This is a genomic window from Streptomyces johnsoniae (assembly GCF_031845565.1).
Classification (GTDB): domain Bacteria; phylum Actinomycetota; class Actinomycetes; order Streptomycetales; family Streptomycetaceae; genus Streptomyces; species Streptomyces johnsoniae.
Map to the genome: position 1 here is coordinate 37,274 of NZ_JAVREV010000002.1, position 19,809 is coordinate 57,082.

19 protein-coding genes and 1 pseudogene are annotated in these 19,809 nt (G+C 70.9%); 7 read left to right on the forward strand and 13 right to left on the reverse strand.

Features of this window, described 5'->3' with window-relative positions; all coding sequences use genetic code 11:
• The first annotated feature begins 12 nt into the window (after window positions 1–12).
• On the forward strand, window positions 13–555 hold the full coding sequence (locus RM779_RS03195; protein WP_311615553.1) for a CGNR zinc finger domain-containing protein: 543 nt from the start codon (window positions 13–15) through the stop codon (window positions 553–555).
• A 43-nt stretch (window positions 556–598) separates the two neighbouring features.
• On the opposite strand, the gene RM779_RS03200 is transcribed toward RM779_RS03195, so the two are convergent.
• Window positions 599–1,066 (reverse strand): MarR family winged helix-turn-helix transcriptional regulator, encoded by a 468-nt coding sequence (locus RM779_RS03200; protein ID WP_311616484.1) that lies wholly within the window; start codon window positions 1,064–1,066, stop codon window positions 599–601.
• A 147-nt stretch (window positions 1,067–1,213) separates the two neighbouring features.
• On the opposite strand from RM779_RS03200, the gene RM779_RS03205 reads away from it, so the two are divergent.
• Together RM779_RS03205 and RM779_RS03210 are read left to right on the forward strand one after the other, a co-directional pair.
• Window positions 1,214–1,942: an SDR family oxidoreductase gene (locus RM779_RS03205; RefSeq protein ID WP_311615555.1), complete on the forward strand. Its 729-nt coding sequence runs from the start codon at window positions 1,214–1,216 to the stop codon at window positions 1,940–1,942.
• Between the two features lie 53 nt (window positions 1,943–1,995).
• Complete coding sequence (locus RM779_RS03210; protein WP_311615556.1) at window positions 1,996–2,925, forward strand: LLM class F420-dependent oxidoreductase; 930 nt, start codon at window positions 1,996–1,998, stop codon at window positions 2,923–2,925.
• 30 nt (window positions 2,926–2,955) lie between these two features.
• Here the strand turns inward: RM779_RS03210 and RM779_RS03215 are convergent, their stop codons facing one another.
• The 5 genes from RM779_RS03215 to RM779_RS03235 form a co-directional block, all read right to left on the reverse strand.
• Window positions 2,956–3,546, reverse strand: coding sequence for a sugar O-acetyltransferase (locus RM779_RS03215; protein WP_311615557.1), 591 nt, complete (start codon window positions 3,544–3,546; stop codon window positions 2,956–2,958).
• 89 nt (window positions 3,547–3,635) lie between these two features.
• Window positions 3,636–5,657 (reverse strand): serine/threonine-protein kinase, encoded by a 2,022-nt coding sequence (locus RM779_RS03220; protein ID WP_311615559.1) that lies wholly within the window; start codon window positions 5,655–5,657, stop codon window positions 3,636–3,638.
• Between the two features lie 155 nt (window positions 5,658–5,812).
• Window positions 5,813–6,454, reverse strand: coding sequence for a hypothetical protein (locus RM779_RS03225; protein ID WP_311615561.1), 642 nt, complete (start codon window positions 6,452–6,454; stop codon window positions 5,813–5,815).
• 57 nt (window positions 6,455–6,511) lie between these two features.
• Complete coding sequence (locus tag RM779_RS03230; protein ID WP_311615564.1) at window positions 6,512–8,851, reverse strand: DUF6571 family protein; 2,340 nt, start codon at window positions 8,849–8,851, stop codon at window positions 6,512–6,514.
• A gap of 12 nt (window positions 8,852–8,863) precedes the next feature.
• Complete coding sequence (locus RM779_RS03235; RefSeq protein ID WP_311616542.1) at window positions 8,864–9,292, reverse strand: hypothetical protein; 429 nt, start codon at window positions 9,290–9,292, stop codon at window positions 8,864–8,866.
• On the opposite strand from RM779_RS03235, the gene RM779_RS03240 reads away from it, so the two are divergent.
• Window positions 9,235–9,411, forward strand: a complete 177-nt coding sequence (locus tag RM779_RS03240; RefSeq protein WP_311615566.1) for a CGNR zinc finger domain-containing protein — start codon at window positions 9,235–9,237, stop codon at window positions 9,409–9,411. The two genes, RM779_RS03235 and RM779_RS03240, sit on opposite strands and share 58 nt — an antisense overlap.
• Before the next feature lie 12 nt (window positions 9,412–9,423).
• On the opposite strand, the gene RM779_RS03245 is transcribed toward RM779_RS03240, so the two are convergent.
• The gene (locus RM779_RS03245) at window positions 9,424–9,807 is read right to left on the reverse strand and encodes a MerR family transcriptional regulator (protein ID WP_311615568.1); all 384 of its coding nucleotides are present in this window, start codon (window positions 9,805–9,807) and stop codon (window positions 9,424–9,426) included.
• Window positions 9,808–9,922: 115 nt separating this feature from the next.
• On the opposite strand from RM779_RS03245, the gene RM779_RS03250 reads away from it, so the two are divergent.
• Window positions 9,923–10,999, forward strand: a complete 1,077-nt coding sequence (locus tag RM779_RS03250) for an alkene reductase (RefSeq protein ID WP_311615570.1) — start codon at window positions 9,923–9,925, stop codon at window positions 10,997–10,999.
• An 84-nt stretch (window positions 11,000–11,083) separates the two neighbouring features.
• On the opposite strand, the gene RM779_RS03255 is transcribed toward RM779_RS03250, so the two are convergent.
• On the reverse strand, window positions 11,084–11,839 hold the full coding sequence (locus tag RM779_RS03255; RefSeq protein WP_311615572.1) for a MerR family transcriptional regulator: 756 nt from the start codon (window positions 11,837–11,839) through the stop codon (window positions 11,084–11,086).
• 121 nt (window positions 11,840–11,960) lie between these two features.
• Here RM779_RS03255 and RM779_RS03260 point away from each other — a divergent pair, with 121 nt between their 5' ends.
• Window positions 11,961–12,875: a 1-aminocyclopropane-1-carboxylate deaminase/D-cysteine desulfhydrase gene (locus tag RM779_RS03260; RefSeq protein ID WP_311615574.1), complete on the forward strand. Its 915-nt coding sequence runs from the start codon at window positions 11,961–11,963 to the stop codon at window positions 12,873–12,875.
• A 3-nt stretch (window positions 12,876–12,878) separates the two neighbouring features.
• Here RM779_RS03260 and RM779_RS03265 read toward each other — a convergent pair whose 3' ends face one another.
• From RM779_RS03265 to RM779_RS03285, 5 genes and pseudogenes are all read right to left on the reverse strand, one after another.
• Entirely contained in the window at window positions 12,879–13,835 is a 957-nt protein-coding gene (locus RM779_RS03265; RefSeq protein WP_311615575.1) for an alpha/beta hydrolase, read from the reverse strand.
• Between the two features lie 202 nt (window positions 13,836–14,037).
• Window positions 14,038–14,670, reverse strand: a complete 633-nt coding sequence (locus RM779_RS03270; protein ID WP_311615576.1) for a GNAT family N-acetyltransferase — start codon at window positions 14,668–14,670, stop codon at window positions 14,038–14,040.
• Window positions 14,671–14,783: 113 nt separating this feature from the next.
• Window positions 14,784–15,539 (reverse strand): annotated as a pseudogene (locus tag RM779_RS03275) (GH12 family glycosyl hydrolase domain-containing protein); the annotation flags it as partial.
• 116 nt (window positions 15,540–15,655) lie between these two features.
• Entirely contained in the window at window positions 15,656–17,056 is a 1,401-nt protein-coding gene (locus RM779_RS03280; protein ID WP_311615578.1) for an APC family permease, read from the reverse strand.
• A gap of 46 nt (window positions 17,057–17,102) precedes the next feature.
• Window positions 17,103–18,494 (reverse strand): UDP-glucose dehydrogenase family protein, encoded by a 1,392-nt coding sequence (locus RM779_RS03285; protein ID WP_311615579.1) that lies wholly within the window; start codon window positions 18,492–18,494, stop codon window positions 17,103–17,105.
• Window positions 18,495–18,625: 131 nt separating this feature from the next.
• Between RM779_RS03285 and RM779_RS03290 the strand changes: the two genes are divergently transcribed.
• Window positions 18,626–19,786 carry an acyl-CoA dehydrogenase family protein gene (locus RM779_RS03290; RefSeq protein ID WP_311615581.1) on the forward strand — a complete coding sequence of 387 codons (1,161 nt, stop codon included), beginning with the start codon at window positions 18,626–18,628 and terminating at the stop codon, window positions 19,784–19,786.
• Window positions 19,787–19,809: the final 23 nt, after the last annotated feature.

A 19,809-nucleotide genomic window follows, 5' to 3' on the forward strand; every position in this document is an offset into this window, starting at 1 on the left:
AACGTTGCAAGTGTGGGAGAGCGAACGACGCCGAGCGGGCTCGTCCTCGTCGAGACACTGGTCAACACCTTCGACGTGGAAGCCGGACGCGACGCGCTGGCCACGCCGGACGGGCTCGAAGCGCTGATGCGCGCCGGGGACGTCGCGCTGACCGCGGACGACATGCCCGCCGTCGTGCGCCTGCGCGAGGCGCTGCGCGCCGCGTGCGCCGCGCACACCGGGCGCGCGATGCCGCCCCGTTCGGCCGCCGACCTGACAGACCTGCTCGCCGAGGCCCCGCTGACGCTCCACGTCGACGGCGCCACGGGCAACGCCACGCTGCACCCCGCGGCCGGGCTGACCGGTGCGCGGGCGCTGACCGCCCGGGTCGCGGCGTCGATCGCCGCCGCCGAGGCCGATGGCACCTGGCGGCGGCTCAAGGCGTGCGAGGCGGAGAGCTGCCGCTGGGCCTACTACGACCACAGCCCGGCGGGGCGGCGCCGCTGGTGTTCGATGCAGTTGTGCGGCGCACGTTCGAAGATGCGCGCCTACCGCGCGAAACGGCGCACCACCTGAGCGGGGGCGCCATCAGGTCAGAGAGACCCGCCGTGCTCGTGCTTCATTCGGTTGACAGGCCGGCGCGGGACCGTAGCCGGTAAAAGATCTCGCCGAGCTGAGCCACCTCATCCGCGGTGAGCGCGTCGAACACCAGGCGTCGTACGGCGCGTACATGGCCGGGCGCGGCACGCTCGATGGCCGTCCGCCCCGTCTCGGTGATGCGGACGAAGGCGCCACGGCCGTCGTCCACGCACCCGAGCCGGGACACCAGGTCCCGTTTCTCCATCCGCGCGACGTGGTGGGACACCCGGCTGCGCTCCCACTGCAACGCTGCCGCCAGGTCGGATACCCGAATGCGTCCTTCGGCGGAGTCGGTCAGCACGACGAGCACTTGGTAGTCCGGGCTGGACAGCCCGGCGTCGGCCTGCATCTCGCGGTTGAGCGTTGCCAGCAGCTCCGCGTCGAAGCCCATCCACTGCCGCCACATGTACTGCTCATCGTCGCTCAGCCACGGATCGTCATTCGTCATAGCCACCTCGGCAGCCTAGCAGGGTACGTGACACGTCATGTATGGTCCGTGTCACGTAGATGACACGTCACGAACCTGTGCCCGGCACGCGCCGATGAGCACTCGACGTTCTGGCAACGCACAAACTACCCATAGGGGTTGATGTCAATGGCCGACTCGAAAGTGGTGCTCATCACCGGAGCGAGCAGTGGCATCGGGCATGCCACCGCACTGCGGCTCGCCGGCCAGGGGCATCACGTCGTCCTCGGCGCCCGCCGTACTGATCGCCTCACCGCGCTGGCCGAAGCGATTCGGGACGCGGGCGGCAGCGCTGACACACACCGCCTCGACGTCACCGACCCGAAGATTGTCGCCACCTTCGTCGACACCGCCGTGGACCGGCACGGCCGGATCGACGTGATCATCAACAACGCCGGGGTCGGTCCCCTGTCGCGGCTGGACTCGTTATTGACCGACGAGTGGAATCAAACGATCGACGTCAACATCCGCGGCCTGCTGCACGGCATCGCTGCGGCATTGCCCCACTTCCAGCGCCACGGCGCCGGCCACTTCGTCACCATCGCCTCCGTCGGAGCCCACGAGGTCATGCCCACGGGCGCCGTCTACTGCGCCACCAAGTACGCCGCCTGGGCCATCACCGAGGGCCTGCGCCTGGAACTCGACCCCGGCATCCGCGTCACCACGGTCTCTCCGGGGATCGTCGAGTCCGAAATCGCCGACTCCATCACCGATCCGGACACCCAGGAAGCCATCCGCGCCTTCCGGGAATCGCCCATCTCCGCCGACGCGATAGCAGCCGCCATCTCCTACGCCATCGGACAACCCCCGGACGTCGACGTCAACGAACTCATCATCCGCCCGGCCGGACAGCGATAGCGCCCGACGTACCCATCACCACATTCACCCCCCTTTCGAGGAGCTGACACATCGTGACCACCGCACTCGGACTCGGCCTCCCGCAGAACCATCAGTACGACGTCGGCAGGGACGTGCCCGACGTGGCACGCGCTGCCGAGCGCATCGGATACGAGAGCCTGTGGGCCTACGAACGGGCTCTCTTCCCCGAACCCGCGACCCAGGGCCTGTTCGGCATGCCCGATGTGCCCTGGCCCGACGACTACCGTTCCGTGGCCGAGCCACTGGTCACGCTGTCCCTGGCGGCCGCGGTCACCGAACGGGTCAGGCTGGGCACGTCCGTCCTGGTGGCGCCGCTGCACGGGCCGTTCCAGCTGGCCAGGTCCCTTGCCACGCTGGACGCGGCGAGCGGCGGCCGGGTGGTCGCGGGCTTCGGCTCGGGGTGGTCCCTCGACGAGTACGCGGCCGCGGGCGTCCGGCCGTTCGAGGAACGCGGCAGGGTGCTGGACGAAGTGATCGAGGTGTGCCGGGCGGTGTGGGGGCCGGACCCGGTGACCTACGACGGCGAGATAACCCGGATCGCCTCGGCCGTGGTCGGCCCCAAGCCCGCCCGGCCGGTCCCGATCCTGCTGGCCGCGGGGAACAAGCAGGCCCAGCGCAGGCTCGTCGACCACGCCGACGGCTGGCTGCCGCTGGCCATGGGCGCCGAGCAGACTGCCGCACAGTGGCGCGAACTTCAGGAACTGGCGGCCGAACGCGGGCGCACCAGGCCGATCCGGACGGTGCTGCGGGCGAACGCCAAGTACACCCCCAAGCCGTACGAGGGCCGCGACCGCGCCCTTTTCCAGGGCGACGCCGAGCAGATCGTCGAAGACCTGGTCGCGCACGCCGGGATCGGCTTCGAGGAGATCCTCATCGACCTCCAGCAGGGCACGCGCGACGCCGAGGAGTTGAAGGACGTCGCCGCCGAAGTGTACGAGAAGGCGCGTGCGGCCGGGGTGTGAACGCCGCCTGGTCCGGCACCGGCAGCGTTCTCACCTTTCGGCCAGGTCCTCGTCCGTGATGGGGCGGACCGCGCGGCACGGGACTCCGACCGCGACGGTCATGGGGGGAATGTCGCGGCTGACGACGCTGCCGGCGCCGATGACCGATCCGTAGCCGATGCGGACGCCGGGGAGAACGACCACGTTGCTGCCGATCCAGACCTTGTCCTCGATCACGATGGGTTCCGAGAACCGCCCGAAGTCCACGCGCCGCGCGGGGTGCACCGGGTGTCCGGTCGTGGTGAGGGTCACGCTGGGCGCGATCATGACGCCATCGCCTATGCGGATGTCCACGTCATCGACGAACGTGAGGTTCACGTTCCCGAAGAAGTCGTCACCGATATGGACATTGCTTCCGAACCCGGCGTGAAACGGGGGCAGCAGTACCGTGCGTTCTCCCACCGCGCCGAATATGGCGACGAGCAGCGACCGTTGCTTTTCCGTTTCGCCCGGTGGTGTGTGGTTGTACTCGAAGATCTCCTCGGTGCGGCGTCGAGGGGCCTGAAAGGCTGCTTCCGATTCGGTGTAGACGAGCCCTTTGCTGATGCGGGCCAGGACTTCTTCCTCATGACCTTGCGACACGGCACTACGCTCCGTTCATCAAGCCCCTCGTCGCGCACAGGCGCGACGCGCTCCCCGTCGATCGCGCGCGTTCGGAAGCCTACGTGCGCTCACGTTCCGCTGGTGGTGACCTCCGCCGTTTCGACCGCCATGTCGGCCATGCCCCACTGGTCGAGGAGCGCGCCGTACGTGCCGTCGTCGATCATTTCCTGGAGCGCCTGCCGGAGGGCGTCGCGCAGGGGCGGGTCGGCGAGGGTCACCGCGAAGCCGACCGGCTCGGCGTCCAACCGGTCGCCGGTGATGACCAGTTCGTCGCCGCCGGCGTCCTGGAGGGGGCCGATCGCGGCGGAGTGGCTGACGTACAGGGCGTCGGCCTCGCCGGTGCGGACGGCTTCCGCCAGGTCTTCGGCCGTCCCGTGCCGGGAGATGTCGACGGGGGTGGTGCAGTCGGCGCTGTGCCGGGCTATCGCGTCCTCGATCTCGAGCGAATGCCACGTGGCGACCGTCCGGCCGCACAGATCGCTGAAACCGCCGACGCCGGCCGCGGCTCCGGCGGGGACCATCAGGACGTGGCTCTCCTCGAAGTAGGGGATGAATTCGAGGTTCGCGGTTTCTGTCTGCGAGGTGGCGTCGCTGGGCATCGCGGTCATGGCGATGATGCCGCTGGGGTCGGGGCTGTTGGCCAGGTAGCCGAGAAGGGTGCCGTAGTCGACGCGCTGGAAGCGGAATTCGATGCCGAGCCGTTCGCCGAGGGCGGCGGTGAGGTCCGGTTCGAATCCGGTCAACTCGTCGGCGGACTCCGGGGACATGAGGGGCAGGGCGTACGTTCCCGAACGCACCGTGACCTCGCCCGATTCCTGGATCGCGGGTGGCAGCAGGTCGTACAGGGGTGCCTGCGCGTCGGCCCCGCCCTGGTCGTCGGCGGGGGTCTGTTCGCCGTCTTCTGGTGCCGTGTCCTGCGGCGCGGAGCTTCCGTCCGTGGGCGCCTCGCCGGCCTCCGGATCGTTCTCCGCACCCGATTCCCGGGTCAGCAGCATGACCAGGGAGGAGACGAGCGCCACGGCCACCGCCACGGCGCCCACCGCGAGGGCACGCCTGGCCGGGGCCTTGCCGGGAGGCGGGGGCGGGACCGCGGTGACGGTGGGGAGCCCGGCGGGTGGCGGGGAGGCGGGCGGCGGCGGTGCCGCGGCCCCGCCCACCTGGGTGGGGACCGGGCCGTCCAGGTCGAGGAGGCTCGCCGCCTGCCGCCCGAGTCGCGCGGTCAGCGCGGGCGGCAGCCACAGTTCACCGTCCGGCCCCGCCGTGTCCGCCGACCGGGCGGCGGCGGCCTCGGCCAACTCCTCGACGGTGGGCCGCGCGGCCGGGTCCTTCACGAGACACCGCTGGACGAGTGCACGCAGGGGCCCGGCCAGCGGACCGGCGTCCGGCCCGAGTTCGGGATCTTCGTGCAGCACGCGGTACAGAACGGTGTGCACCGCGGGCTCGCCGGCGACGAACGGTGAGGTGCCGGTGGCGGCGAAGGCGAGCACGGCGCCCAGGGCGAACACGTCGACCGCGCCGGTGACTTCCTCGCCCCGGATCTGCTCGGGCGGCATGTAGCCCGGCGAGCCGATCATCGAACCGGTGCGCGTGACCAGGCTGGCGTCCACGGCGCGGGCGATGCCGAAGTCGATGACCTTCGGGCCCTCCAGGGTGACCAGCACGTTCGACGGTTTGAGGTCGCGGTGCACCAGGCCGACGCGGTGGATGTCCCGGAGCGCCCGGGCGAGTCCGGCGGCCAGGGTCCACAGCGACTCCTCCGGCAGCGGGCCGTGGGCGGCGGCGACCACCTCGTGGAGCGAGGGTCCGGGGATGTAACCGGTGGCGACCCAGGGCACCGCGGACTCGGTGTCGCTGCCGAGGACCGGGGCGGTCCAACTCCCGCTGACCCGTTCGGCGATGGCGACCTCGCGCCGGAAACGGCGCCGGAACTCCGGGTCTTCCGCCAGTTCGGCGTGGATGAGCTTGACCGCGGCGGTGCGGCCGTTGGGCGAACGCCCGAGAAAGACCTGGCCCATGCCGCCGGCCCCGAGGCGGCCCAGGACGCGGTACGGGCCGACGCGGGACGGATCACCCGGACGAAGAGACTCCACGCTTTCCCCACTTCGTTCTGCGCGCAACGGCCATTGCGCCCGCCGGGAAGACTACAAGCGGATGAACCGCGGAGTACGAGGAGGAGGTCGCCCCTATGCGCACCTACCGCGCGAAACGGCGCGTCACCTGAGCCACAGCGGACGAACGTCGGACCTCACGAGTCCAGACGCTGCGGCGCCTCTTCCAGCAGACCGGCTTCCTCCGCGCACCCCAACTCCTCCGCCATGGCGCGGGTCGCGGTGTTGAGAACATCCATCATGGCGTCCGGGTCCTCGACCGCGCCCTCCCCCACGGAGAGCGAACCATTCAGATCGCTGTCCGCAGCTGCCCCCTCGACGGAACAGCGTACGCTGAGGATGGCGGCCTGATTCTCCACGAATGCCCGGACCCCGGCGTCGTAGGGTACTTGATGACGCTCCACAGGAAATGCCCCCTTCTCCCTGCTCGGGGAAAACCGGAAGTCCAGGCGTACGCTCCAGGAGTCTTCAGACGCGGTGGTGAAGATGGCGCAGAACCGCTCGTGATGAAATTGCCCCTCCTCCAGCAGTGCTCGCGCGCTGTCCGCCAGGGAGGCCCGGTACTCACCAGTCATTTCCCCGAGAGCGGCGTCCTGCGTGATGAACACCAGACTCTCCGCGGCGCCACCCGCAAGCGCCCCATCACACACCTCGTCTGCCGTCATCGGCTCACCGAAGTGGTGTGCGAAGCTATCGTCCGCCTCGTCCGCCTCGCCCGAATCATCCCCGGAACAGGCACCCAGACCGCCGACAACTGCACAACAGACGAACACCGCCACCGGACGCCGCCCGCCAGAAAGGGCCCTGCGCAACCGTCGAACAAACATGTCGCTCCGTCAGTTTCCGGGAGTGCTCGGACCATGGGTGATTGAGATCAAGTCCCGGCCGAGTCGGTACGCACCGTGGAGATCGGCTGCCGAGTCGTCAATGGTACTGCCGGCCGGGAGGCTCTCCTCGATGGTTTCGTCGAAGGTCTCTTTCAGCTGAGTCGTCGCTGTCTCGCCGGCCGAGTAGAATTCCATCCTCGACATCCGTACTTCTGTATCGTCCGCCTCGTGCCGGCTGAAATCGTCGATGGACTGGTTCATGAACTCGCCGATCAGCGGCGGTGTCGCACCCGCGGCGATCGGGACCGCGACCGCGGCGGCTGCGGTGCCTCCTGTCACCAGGGCGAGGCCGCCGAGGCCCGCGCCCACCAGGGCCCCACCGCCTGCTTTGGCCCAGCCGGAAGACTGCGCGAGCGCGCGTTCGGCCTCCTTGGACTGCTCGCCGAAGTCGTGCTCGATGCGCGCCACCAGGGACTGGTCCAGCAAGCCACGTACCTCTGCCGATGTCCGGATGGCGTCGACGCCACCGTCGTACGCCTCCTGACCGGTGGGCTCGATGCCCGCCAGGACACCTGCTGTATATAGCTCCTGGGCCTGTGTCAGGACGCCGTGCCCAGTCTCCTCCTGACCGAGCACGTTCAGGAACCTGGCCGTGTTGAAGAAACCGTTATCAAGCCTGTCCTCGTATGCCGAGCCGAAGACCTGTCCGTTCTCGGCCCGGGCCCCCTCCGTCTGGCCGGACATCGCGTAGTTGATGTCGTCCATATACAGGCCCGTCATGGCGGCCAGGTCCGCCGCCATCTCCGGCTGACCCGCCAGCAGGTTGGGTTCCCTGCTGCCGTAGAGGTGCATCACCTGCGACATGACCGCCGCCGTATCCGCCGTGCGGCGGTCCCCTGTGGCGAGGAACCCGTCGAGGTCGTCACCATCGAAGCCGCCGGCCTCCCGGCCGGTGGCGGCCGCGAACAGCGCATCGCCGAACGCCGGGTGCACGTTCAGCGGATCAGGGCCGCCGTGGTGGTCGTTGCTCAGCCACCATTCGCGGTCCGTGGCGAGGTAGTCCAGGTGCGCGTTGACCTGCTCGTTGTCGTCAGCCGGGTCGAACCGGTTGGGCGGGCGCTCGAAGGTGTCCGTCGGAGCGTAGTCGTCCGGCGGGGCGAAGAACTGGGTGGACGCCTCCGGGTTGTGTCCGAGACCCTGCATGAAGCCGACGACCGGGTCGCGGCCCCAGTCGCCCTCCAGCGCCTCTCCACCGGGGAAGGCGCTTTCGACGAAATTCAGTCTCAGGCTCGGGTCGCTGTCCCACAACTGGGCCGGGGAACGGTCGTCTTCCCGCTCGAACGTGAGCAGCGCGTCCCCATACTCCAGCAGGAAATCCGTGTCGTAGTCGCCTCTGTGCATGAGCGCGCTCATGGTCTGGAAGCCGTAGGGGCCGTCCGGGCCGCCGACCCGCTCGTCGCCGAGCGCGGTCATGTCGCGTTCCCACGCGTCCATCGCGGCGGAGTCGGACTGCGTCGCCGTCCCCAGGACCTGGCCCAGACTGGTCTGGAGGGCGGCTGCCGACTCCCACTCCGAGGAGCCGGGGGGCTGGTCGCGGGAACGGGAGACGTCGGTCCAGAAGTCCAGCACTCCCTGCGGGCCGAGCCCGGTCGCGATCCGTTCGGCGAAGGCAGGGTCGTCCGCGTGCAGTTCAAGGAGCAGAGCGATGTCGTGCAGTTCGTCGTCCGGCAGTTCCTCGCCCCGCGCCATCCGTTCCATGAGCGCGTCGGCGTCCTCCCGGGCCAGCGTGGCCTGCTGGACCGAGGTGTACTCGACCGCGGTGAAGCGGTCCGGGTCGGTGCCCATGGCGGCGCGCAGAGCCTGCGCGATCTCCGCGTCGTCCTCCGCGACCGTCCTGAGGATGTCGGTGATGCGGCCGGACACTTCCACGACGGCGTCCTGGCGTGCTCTGCGGGTCTCCGCGTCCAGGCCCTCCAGGTCGCTGGTGACCTGGCCCGTCGCGCTGACGTGCACGCCCAGCTCCGGGGCCTCGATCTCGACCAGATTCGTCAAGCGGTCCTTGGCGTGCTTGAGGCGGCCGTGCCCGTCGCGGCACAACTCTCGCAAGGTCCTGGCCTGCTTGTGGGCGGCATCGAACTGGTCCGCCTGCTCGGTGACGAAGGGAATGGTGACGTCCGCATTTGCGCCCGCCCAGCTGGCGCTACGCGTGCGCCGGGCCATGCCCGCGGCGTTCTCCTTCATGCTTTCGAGGCGCTGTACCTGCGTGTCCCACTCCCCGATGGCCTCCTCCAGCTTGCCCAACTGGAGGTGAAGCACTTCCTCGAAGGCGATGGCGCCCCGACCGGACATGACCGTGGCCCCCTACAACGCGTCCAGGTGTGCATTCGACCGGACGGCCGACGCGTTCCGAATGTCGGCCGTGGTTTCCAGCTCTCCGGCGGCGTGCGTGCGCACCGTGTCGCCGACGTGGCCGGCGATGCGGAGACAAGCGGCGTGGAGCGCAGCCGCCTGGGACTGCCAGCGGTCGGCGACCTCCGTCAGCGCGACCCCGGTGTCGAGCCCCGGCGTGCGCAGGAGGATACCGGCAACGTAGGTGGCGTTGTGGGCCAGGCTTCCGTTCTGGTCGAGGTCGTTCGCCAGTGCATCGGCGTCGCCCTGAATGGGTGTCAGCTGGCCTTCGCGGTGCTCCAGATCTCCACCGGAGCCATCGCCGCGGCTGTTGAGCCGCGTGTGTGTCAACTCGTCGCGCGCCGCGGCCTGCAGGCCAGCCCACTCCGCATCGAACGACATCCCCTCACCCCCGCGCCGATGCTAACAGCCGCCCCGGACGCCGCCGCTGGTGTTCGATGCAGCTGTGCGGCGCGCGTTCGCAGATGCGCGCCTACCGCGCGAAACGGCGCGTGACCTGAGCCGCCGGGGCCTCAGCGGGCGACCGGGCAGGGCTTTCCCAGCTGCTCCCGGTACGCGAGGGCGGTGTCCATCAGCTCGTCGAGCGCGTCCCTGGTCCGCACGAGGTCCGCGATGTGCGCGGTGAGCCGGTCGCGCTCCTGCGCCATCCGCTCCAGCGCGGAGTCGGAGTTCTCCGCGCTGGGCGCGTCGACGCAGGGCAGCAGCTCGATGATGGTGCGGCTGGACAGCCCCGCGGCGTACATCCGCTGGACGAACGCGACCCGTTCGACCGCGCTGTCCGTGTAGTGCCGCTGCCCGCTGGGGCTGCGGGTGCTGGTGAGCAGCCCCTGCTCCTCGTAGTAGCGCACGGACCGGACGCTGACTCCGGCCCGTGACGCGAGCTCGCCGATCCGCACGAGACCTCCCGGTCGTGTCCTGCGCCACAGCAACTTGCCTCTGACGTCAGTGTCAGGTTTTAGCGTAACCGACGTGCCCGAGTTCCGGGCGCCGCGGACCGCGAAGGAGCCCCTCGTGACGACCCTTTTCACCAGTTACCGGCTCGGCGGCCTGACGCTGCCCAACCGGGTGGTCATGGCCCCGATGACCCGAGTCCGGGCCGCCGCCGGCGGTCTGGCGACGCCGTCCATGGCGGCCTACTACGCCCAGCGGGCCACGGCCGGGCTGATCGTGAGCGAGGGCGTGCAGCCGAGCGCGATCGGGCAGTCGAACCCGGGCACGCCAGGACTGCACACCGACGAGCAGGTCGCCGCGTGGCGACCCGTGACCGAGGCCGTGCACGCCAACGGGGGGCGGATCTTCGCCCAGATCATGCACGGCGGCCGGGTCTCGCACCCCGACACCACCGGCAGGCAGCCGGTCGGGCCTTCGGCCGTCCCGGCCGTCGGCGACGTGTTCACCCCGACCGGGCCCCAGCCGGCCCCGATGCCGCGCGCCCTGGACACCGCCGAAGTGCCCGAGCAAGCGCGGTCGTACGCCGAGGCCGCCCGCCGCGCCATCGACGCCGGGTTCGACGGCGTGGAACTGCACGGCGCGAACGGCTACCTGATCTCCCAGTTCCTCTCCTCCAACGCCAACCTGCGCACGGACCGCTACGGCGGCCGGGTCGCCAACCGGATCAGGTTCGCCGTCGAGGCCACCGCCGCCGTCGTCGAAGCCGTCGGCGGGGCCAGGACCGGCATCCGGCTCTCACCGGGCGGCGAGTTCTGGGGCGTCCGCGAGACCGACGTTCCCCAGCTCTACACCGCGCTGCTGACCGAGCTGGCCGCCCTCGACCCGGCCTACGTGCACCTCGAGGGCACCGCCGACGAAGACCTGCTGGTCGCCCTGCGGCGGACGTGGCCGGGCACCCTCGTCATGAACCCGACGCTGCCGATGGGGCCCAAGCAGACCGGCCGGGACGACGCCGACCGCTGGCTCGGTCTCGGCGCCGACCTCATCAGCTTCGGCCGCGCCTTCCTCGCCAACCCCGACCTGGTCGAACGGCTCCGCGGCGGACTCCCGATCGCCCCCGCCGACGAGGCCACGTACTACGAGGGCGGCGACGCGGGCTACCTGACCTACCCCACCCACCAGTACGACGCGGCCTGAGCCCGGGCGGGCCCCCGGGCGGCCCCCCGGGCCCGCCCGGGCGCGCCACCGCTCACCCCGTCGGTCGGCTGCCCGCGGCCGGGCTCAGCCCGCAGCGGCCCAGGCCCGGCCGACGTACTCCAGCAGTTGCGGGGCCGGCCCGCACGCCTCCTGCCGGGGCCGCTCGCTGTCCTCCGCGTGCTCCGCCTGCTCCGCCTGCTCCGCGTACATCTGGTTCAGCGACTCCCGCAGCTCCGGGTCGCCGCCGTGGAACGCCTCCACCAGTTCCGCCCAGCGGCGGGCCAGGGCCTGCACCCGCGGGTCGGCCGGATCGGTGCCCGCGTCCATCTCCGCCTGCACGTTCGCGATCAGCTGCGGCCACTCCTGCTCCGCCGAGGAGATGGCCTCGTCGCCCAGCGCCTCACGGCGGGCCGCCAGCTTGGCCAGCTGTTCCTCGGAGAAGTGCTTCTGCACGGTCTCTTCCATCGTCGTCACCTTTTCGATCAGGTCGAGGAAGTCGGCGGGAGTGCGGGCCGCGGCGTCGGCCGACAACACCGCGGACAGCCGCCGGTGCAGCAGCCGCAGGGTGCCGAGCTGCCGCTCCACCTGGGTGAGGTGCTCGTGCAGCACGGTGCCCATACCGAGCTCGCCGTCCAGCGCGGTGCGCACGGCGTCCAGCGAAAGACCCAGCTCACGCAGGGCGACGACCTGGTAGAGCCTGGCGGCGCCCGCCTCGTCGTACAGCCGGTGGCCGGAGCGGGTGCGCTCGGCCGGCTCCAGCAGCCCGATGCGCTCGTAGTGGTGCAGGGTCCGCACCGTCAGACCGGTCCGCCGGGCCAGCTCGCCCACCTTCCACGCCATGACGTCCTCGTTCTTTTCCGTCCGGGTCCCCCGGAGTCGCGGCGGCTGCCGCGGCGTGATCGACGCTAAGACCTCCCCCTGCGTCAGGTTCAAGCCAGTCGTCGTTCGTACACTCGTACCGATGGTGCTTCCCGCGGCGCTCCCGTCCCCGCTCGTGCCGGTGTCCGACCCGGAGCTGGCCCGGGCCGGTGTCGAGCTGCGGCTGAAGCGGGACGACCTCATCGACCCGCGCGTCTCCGGGAACAAGTGGCGCAAGCTGGTGCCCAATCTGAAGGCCGCCCTCGACGGGGGGCACACGCGCCTGCTGACGTTCGGCGGCGCATGGTCGCACCACGTCCATGCGGTCGCCGCCGCCGCGGCGGCCTGCGGGGTGGCCAGCGTCGGCGTCATCCGGGGCGACGAGCTGGCCGACGCCCCGCGGAACTGGTCACTGGCCGAGGCCGAACGGAACGGCATGGAGCTGGCGTTCACCGACCGCCGTTCCTACCGCGACACGCTCCGCACGCTGGACGATCCGGCCACCCGCCGCCGCCTCGAACGGCGCTGGGGGCGCTGCTACGTGCTCCCCGAGGGCGGCTCCAACGCCCTGGCCGCGCACGGCACCGCGGGGCTGGTCGCGGAGCTGCCCGGCCTCGGGCCGCGCGACCTCGTCTGCTGCCCGGTCGGCACCGGCGGCACGCTCGCCGGGATAGCCGCGGCGCTCCCGGCGGGCGCGCGGGCCTGGGGCGTCGCGGTCCTGAAGGGCGCCGCCGGGTATCTGGAGGACGAGGTCACGCGCCTGCACCGTTCCGGCTGGGGCCGCACGTTCCCCAACTGGCACATCAGCCACACGCACCACGCCGGCGGCTACGCCCGGCTGCCGGCCGCGCTCACCGCGTTCGCCCGCGCCTTCGAGGAACGCCACGGCCTGGCCGTCGAGCCGCGCTACGTGGCCAAGATGCTGCACTGCGTCTACGACACCGCGCCCGCGCTGCCGCGCGGCACCCGCGTCACCGCCGTGATCACCGGCCGGCCGCACCGACCCGCAACCGCGTAGTCGTCAGCGCAGCCCACCGAGCAGCAGCGGCAGGGCGGTGTGCAGACCCCGTTCGCCGTACGCCGGGTGGTGCGTGCCGGGGTGGAAGTCGGCGGTGACCGGCACGCCGAGGGCGCGCAGCCGGGCGTGCAGGGAACGGTTCAGCGTGCGGATGACGACCTCCGCGGGATCGAACGGGCTGTCCGGATCGAGCGCCCCCGGGTGCCCGTCGCCGCTGGAGAGGAACACGGCCGTGTGCCGCAGCCGCGGCGCGAGCGCGAACGGATCGTGCGCGCGCCACACGTCGTCCTGCTCCCGCGGATCGCCCCACAGCGCCGCCAGGCTGCCGCCGTGGCCCTCCTCCAGCTGCGGCCACGCCGACTCGACGAAGTCCGGGTGCAGCAGGTGAACGGGGCCGCTGAAGCTCGCCGCCGCCCGGAACATGCCGGGCCGCCGCGCCGCGTAGGACACGGCGCCGAACCCGCCCATCGAAAGGCCGGCGGCGGCACGGGCCCGGCCGGCGCCGTAGTCCCGTTCGAGCAGCGGGCGCAGCTCGTCCAGGTGGAACGTCTCCCACGCGGGCGGACCGCCGGCGCCGCCGTTCCACCAGTCGGTGTAGAAGCCGATGCGGCCCGCCTCGGGCATCACCACGAGGACGTCGCGCAGCTCCTGGATCTCCTGGATATCGGTCTCCAGGGTCCACATGCGGTAGGTCGACGGCTCGAACCCGCCGTGCAGCACGTACAGAACGGGCCAGCGGCGGCGCGTTCCCCGCTCCCACCAGCCGTCGGGGGTGAGGAGGCGGACCTGCGCGGGGAAGCCGAGGGCCGGGGAGTCGAGGGTGAGGTCGAGCAGGCGCTCACCGACCCGTTCCGCGCCGATGACGGTCGCGCCCCCCGGCCTCGCCGCGGCCGGGCCCCCGGCGAGGAGGGCCGCCGCGGCGGCCGGGAGACCGGCGGCCAGCAGCGCACGCCGGCGCATCGCGGGCAAGGGGCGTGAACGGGGCACGGGGCGTGAACGGGACATGGGGCGGTCGGGCGTGGCGGTTCCGCTTATTCGGTCCTGGCCGCGGCCCCCGTGGCCACGACCCGTTGGACGGACGGACCGGACGCTACGGAGCGCCGCGGCGCACGGCATCCGCCCGGCGGAGTCGGCCGCTACCCCGCGCGGAGTACCCCGGCGGTCAGTGCTCGGGCCCGGCCGCCGCGCCGAAGAGGGGCAGGCAGGGTTCGAGGCCGCTGACCGTCACGGGCACGTCCAGCGCGCGGGCCGCCGCCGCCCACCGCTCGCGCGGCAGGCGCAGACGGATCTCCGTCGCCGGACGGCCGCGGATCGCGAAGCGCTGCACCCCGTCCCGCTCGTACCCGAGCTTCTCCGAGACCCGGAGCGACGCCGCGTTGTGGTCGAACGCCCCCGAGACCGCCTCGACCGCGCCGAGCCCGGCGAACGCCAGGTGCAGCACCGCAGCGCGCATCTCCGTGCCGATGCCGAGCCCCTGATACCGCCGGCCCAGCCACGAACCGGTCCCGACCTGCCGCAGCACCGCGAAGTGCTCCGCGGACACGTCCTGGAGACCGACCACGCGGCCCTCGGCGAAGACGGCCAGGTGCAGCGCCCAGTTCTCCGGTGTCCAGTCGGCCCGGCGCAGCCAGTGGTGCTGGAGGACGGAGCGGGCCCGTTCGGCCGGGGGCTGATCCGTCCACGGCACCAGGAACGGCATCTCCTCCGGCGGATGCAGTCCCTCCGCCGCGAGATCGGCGAGCGCGGCCAGTTCCTCGGAATCGGGCAGGCGCAGTTCCAGGCGCGGAGTGGTCACACGGAGTCCGAGAAGCGGCCAGTGGTCGATCAGCATGCGTCATTGTGGGGCGGACGCGCGACCACGGGCATCCCGTTTTCCGTGGCCGCGCGCCGCCCGTCCGGCGGGCCTCAGTTCACGGTCGCCGAGAACGAGTCGACGCCGAGCCCCGCGCCGCCCTCCCACGGCTCGAATCCGGCCTGGATGCTGGTCAGGTACCAGTCGTTGCCCGCCATCCCGCGGCTGACGGTCTCGTCGATGAAGTCCTTCACGTCGAAGCTCCAGCTGCTGATCGCGGAGGGCGCGACGAACGAGATGACGTCGTTCGAGCCGTTGCTGCCCGTCCACACCTCCCAGTCGCGCCCGCCGACGTTTGCCGTCCCTACCTGCGAGCCGATGGGCTGGATCGGACCGACGCGGTTGAACCAGATCATGATCTCGGTCTGGTTCACGCCGTCCGTCTTCGGCGTCGGGTCGAGCCAGATGTCGTACGAGGCGTTGTACACCGCGTTGCTCGCGCCGTAGTTGTACGCGATGCTGCTCTGCGCGCTGTTGATCGAGTTGATCTGGGCGGGCAGGTTCGTGTTCGGCGAGCAGTTCGTGTAGTGACAGCCGTTGAACATCGAGGGGTAGGACTTGGGCGCGCCATTGGTCGGGGCGCTGCCGTCCGCCTGCGTGATCTGGAAGCCGGAGCCGGTCACGTTGATGCACTGGGTCGCGCTGCTGCCCCAGCGGTTGTTCTGCGCCACGTACTGGCCGACGACCGAGGTGCCGAACGGTTCGCAGATTTGAACATCCGCCTGTGCGGCGGGGGTGGCGGTGGCCACGGCGGTCAGGGTTCCGGCGGCGACGGCCAGCGCGGTCGCTCCGGCGCGCATACGCGATGTCATGCTGCTCCTCCCATGGTGCGAAACAGTGAGGGGAGCGCTCCCAAGGCTGTTACACCGGCGGACTCTAGGGGGGAAACCGATCCGCTGGCAAGGTCACGGACAGATCTCGGTGGGCCTCAGTCCGCCCTCTGGCGGCGCCCGAGCATCCGGTTCGCCAGCCAGACGCAGGCCCACAGCGCGAGCCCGATGAGCATGAGCCAGCCCGCGATCCGGTAGTCGTCGGCCGGCCGCCCGGCCAGCGGGCCCGCGAGATAGACGCACAGCACCGCGCCGATGACGGGCAGCGCGGTCGGGGCGCGGAAGTGCCGGTGCTCGACCCGGTCGCGCCGCAGCACGAGCACCGCAACGTTGACGACTGCGAACACGCACAGCAGCAGGAGCGAGGTGGTGCCGCCCAGCGCGCCGAGGTCGGCGTAGCCGATGAGGAGGAACGCGAGCAGCGTGGTGAACGTGATGGCGACCCACGGCGTCCTGCGGCGCGGGAGGATGCGGCCGAGCGGCGCCGGCAGGGCGCGTTCCCTGGACATGCCGTACAGCAGGCGGCTGGCCATCAGCATGTTGATCAGGGCGGAGTTCGACACCGCGAACATGGTGATCCACGCGAAGAGGTCGAGCGGGAAGCCGGGCGCGCCCGCCTCGACGACCTTCAGCAGCGGCGTCTCGCCCTCGCCCAGGTCGCTCGGCGCCACCAGGGTGACGCTCGCGATGGCGACGAGCACGTAGACCACGCCGGTGATGGTGAGGCCGATGAGCATCATGCGCGGGAAGATGCGCACCGGGTCCTTGGTCTCCTCGGCCATGTTCACCGAGTCCTCGAAGCCGACCATGGCGAAGAACGCCAGCGCGGTCGCCGCGGTGACGGCGCCGAAGGCCGTTTCGCCGCCGGTGGTGTTGAACTCCCCGACCCGCGAGAACTCGCCGTCGCCCTGGAGGACCGCCCAGGCGCCGATCGCGATGACGATCATGAGACCGGTCACCTCGACGATGGTGAGGACGACGTTCGTCTTGACGCTCTCGCCGACGCCGCGGAGGTTGATCAGGCTGATGCCCGCCATGAACGCGAGCGCGATGATCATGGTGGCGCGGGCGTGGTCGCCGTCGATGTCGAGGGCGGACAGCAGGTTCGCGGCGAACGCCTTCGACGCGCTCGACGCGGACGTCAGCCCTGAGCACATGACCGCGAAGGTGACGATGAACGTCAGGAAGTGGATGCCGAACGCCCGATTGGTGTACGCGGCGGCACCGCCCGCCCTGGGGTACTTGGTGACCAGTTCCAGATAGCTGGTCGCGGTCAGCATGGCCACGACGAAGGCCAGCAGGAACGGCAGCCACACGGCGCCGCCGACCTCGGCGGCCACCTTGCCGGTGAGCGCGTAGACGCCGGTGCCGAGGATGTCGCCGACGATGAACAGCAGGAGCAGCCCGGGGCCGATCACCCGCTTGAGTTCGGTGCCGTCTTCGGCGTCGCCCGTGCCCGCCGCGGTCCGTTTGCCTTCGGTTCCTGAGCTGTCCGGCATGGAAGAACGATTGCCGGAACCGGCCGGACCAAACCGAAGTGGCCGTCTATGCCGTCGGGCGGCCCAGCGCGCGGTACGTCCAGTTCGCCTTGCGCCACAGCGCCGGGTCGAGCGTGTTGCGGCCGTCCAGAACGTGCCGTTCGGACACGACCTCCGCCAGGGCAGCCGGGTCGATCTCGCGGAACTCGCGCCACTCGGTCAGGTGCAGCACGGCGTGCGCCCCCTGCGCCGCGTCGACCACGTCCGCGGCGTAGCGGAGGGTCGGGAAGATCCGCCGCGCGTTGTCCATGGCCTTCGGGTCGTACACGGTGACCTCGGCGCCCTGAAGGTGGAGCTGCCCGGCGATATTGAGCGCCGGCGAGTCACGGACGTCGTCGGAGTCCGGCTTGAACGCGGCCCCGAGGACGGCGATGCGCTTGCCGAGCAGGGAGCCGCCCAGCGTCTCCCGGGTCAGCTCGACCATGAACACGCGGCGCCGCATGTTGATCGCGTCGATCTCCCGCAGGAACGACAGCGCCTCCGCGGCCCCCAGCTCGCCGGCGCGGGCCATGAAGGCGCGGATGTCCTTGGGCAGGCAGCCGCCGCCGAAGCCGATCCCGGCCCGCAGGAACTTCCGCCCGATACGGTCGTCGTGCCCCAGCGCCTCCGCCAGCTTCACCACGTCGCCACCCGCGGTCTCGCAGACCTCCGCCATGGCGTTGATGAACGAGATCTTGGTCGAGAGGAACGCGTTCGCCGCCGTCTTCACCAGCTCGGCGGTCGGCAGGTCGGTGAGGATGAACGGGGTGCCCTCGGCGAGCGGCCTCGCGTAGATCTCGCGCAGCAGCGCCTCGGCCCGCTCACCGGTCCCCGTTCCGGCCCCGGTCCCCGTTCCGCCGTGCGCGCCATGCGCGCCATGCACTCCGGCGACGATGCGGTCCGGCCGCAGCGTGTCCTCGACGGCGAAACCCTCGCGCAGGAACTCCGGGTTCCACGCCAGCTCGGCCGCCTCGCCCACCGGGGCGAGCTCGGCGACCCGCCGCGCGAGCCGGGCGGCGCTGCCCACCGGCACGGTGGACTTGCCGACGACGAGTGCAGGCCGGGTCAGGTGCGGCGCGAGCGCGTCCACGGCGCTGTCGACGTAACTCATGTCGCAGGCGTACTCGCCGGGCTTCTGCGGGGTATTGACGCAGATGAAGTGCACATCGCCGAACTCACCGATCTCGGCGAAGGAGGTGGTGAACGACAGCCGCCCGGAGGAGCCGGGCAGACCGGCGACGTGCCGGCGGAGCAGGTCCTCAAGACCCGGCTCGTAGATCGGCGTCTCGCCACGGGCGAGCGCCTGCGTCTTCTCGGGGACGATGTCGAGGCCCAGCACCTCGAATCCCAGCTCCGCCATGGCGGCGGCGTGGGTCGCGCCGAGATATCCGAGACCGATCACGGTGATCTTCGGGGACATGTGGACGAGCATAGTCCGAAGGCTGTCGGGAAGCTCACGTACCCGTGCCCGTACCCGAGACCGGTCCGCGGCCCTAGGATTACATGTTACTTAACAGTCGTTAGCAGCGTCGCTTGCAGGGAGTGAGACACGTGGCAGGAGCCGCAGACTTCGACCTCTACCGCCCGGCGGAGGAGCACGACATGCTCCGCGCATCGGTCCGTGCACTGGCCGAGGCGAAGATCGCCCCGCACGCGGCCGAGGTGGACGAGGAGAGCCGCTTCCCGCAGGAGGCCCTGGACGCACTGGTGGGCAACGACCTGCACGCCGTTCACGTCCCCGAGGAGTTCGGCGGGGCGGGCGCGGACGCGCTGGCGACGGTCATCGTGATCGAGGAGGTCGCCCGGGTGTGCGCCTCCTCCTCGCTCATCCCCGCGGTCAACAAACTCGGCTCGCTGCCCGTGATGCTGTCCGGCTCACCGGAGTTGAAGGCCACGTACCTGACGCCGCTGGCCAAGGGCGACGCGATGTTCTCGTACTGCCTGTCCGAGCCGGACGCGGGCTCCGACGCCGGCGGCATGAAGACGCGCGCGGTACGGGACGGTGACCACTACGTGCTCAACGGCGTGAAGCGGTGGATCACCAACGCGGGCGTCAGCCAGTACTACACGGTGATGGCCGTCACCGACCCCGAGAAGCGGACGCGCGGCGGGATCTCGGCGTTCGTGGTGGAAAAGGACGACGAGGGCGTGTCGTTCGGGGCTCCGGAGAAGAAGCTCGGCGTCAAGGGCTCCCCGACGCGCGAGGTGTACCTCGACAACGTGCGCATCCCGGCCGACCGCATGCTCGGCGAGGAGGGCACCGGCTTCGCCACGGCGATGCGCACCCTGGACCACACGCGCATCACCATCGCCGCCCAGGCCCTCGGCATCGCGCAGGGCGCGCTCGACTACGCCAAGGAGTACGTGCGGGAGCGCAAGCAGTTCGGCAAGCCGGTGGGCGACTTCCAGGGCGTGCAGTTCATGCTGGCCGACATGGCGATGAAACTCGCGGCGGCCCGCGAGCTGACCTACACGGCGGCGGCCAAGTCCCAGCGGAACGACGGCGACCTGACGTTCTTCGGCGCGGCGGCGAAGTGCTACGCCTCGGACGCGGCGATGGAGATCACCACCGACGCGGTCCAACTCCTCGGCGGCTACGGCTACACGCGGGACTACCCGGTGGAGCGGATGATGCGGGACGCGAAGATCACGCAGATTTATGAGGGCACGAACCAGGTCCAGCGGATCGTGATGGCAAGGAACCTGCCTTAGGTCGTGTCGGTGGCGGTAGCCCG

Coding starts and splice junctions, on each gene's coding strand:
- RM779_RS03200 (WP_311616484.1), bottom strand. CDS start 1,066: ATGACGAATGACGATCCGTGGCTGAGCGACGATGAGCAGTACATGTGG.
- RM779_RS03205 (WP_311615555.1), top strand. CDS start 1,214: ATGGCCGACTCGAAAGTGGTGCTCATCACCGGAGCGAGCAGTGGCATC.
- RM779_RS03230 (WP_311615564.1), bottom strand. CDS start 8,851: ATGTCCGGTCGGGGCGCCATCGCCTTCGAGGAAGTGCTTCACCTCCAG.
- RM779_RS03235 (WP_311616542.1), bottom strand. CDS start 9,292: ATGTCGTTCGATGCGGAGTGGGCTGGCCTGCAGGCCGCGGCGCGCGAC.
- RM779_RS03255 (WP_311615572.1), bottom strand. CDS start 11,839: ATGGCGTGGAAGGTGGGCGAGCTGGCCCGGCGGACCGGTCTGACGGTG.
- RM779_RS03260 (WP_311615574.1), top strand. CDS start 11,961: ATGGTGCTTCCCGCGGCGCTCCCGTCCCCGCTCGTGCCGGTGTCCGAC.
- RM779_RS03265 (WP_311615575.1), bottom strand. CDS start 13,835: ATGCGCCGGCGTGCGCTGCTGGCCGCCGGTCTCCCGGCCGCCGCGGCG.
- RM779_RS03280 (WP_311615578.1), bottom strand. CDS start 17,056: ATGCCGGACAGCTCAGGAACCGAAGGCAAACGGACCGCGGCGGGCACG.
- RM779_RS03285 (WP_311615579.1), bottom strand. CDS start 18,494: ATGTCCCCGAAGATCACCGTGATCGGTCTCGGATATCTCGGCGCGACC.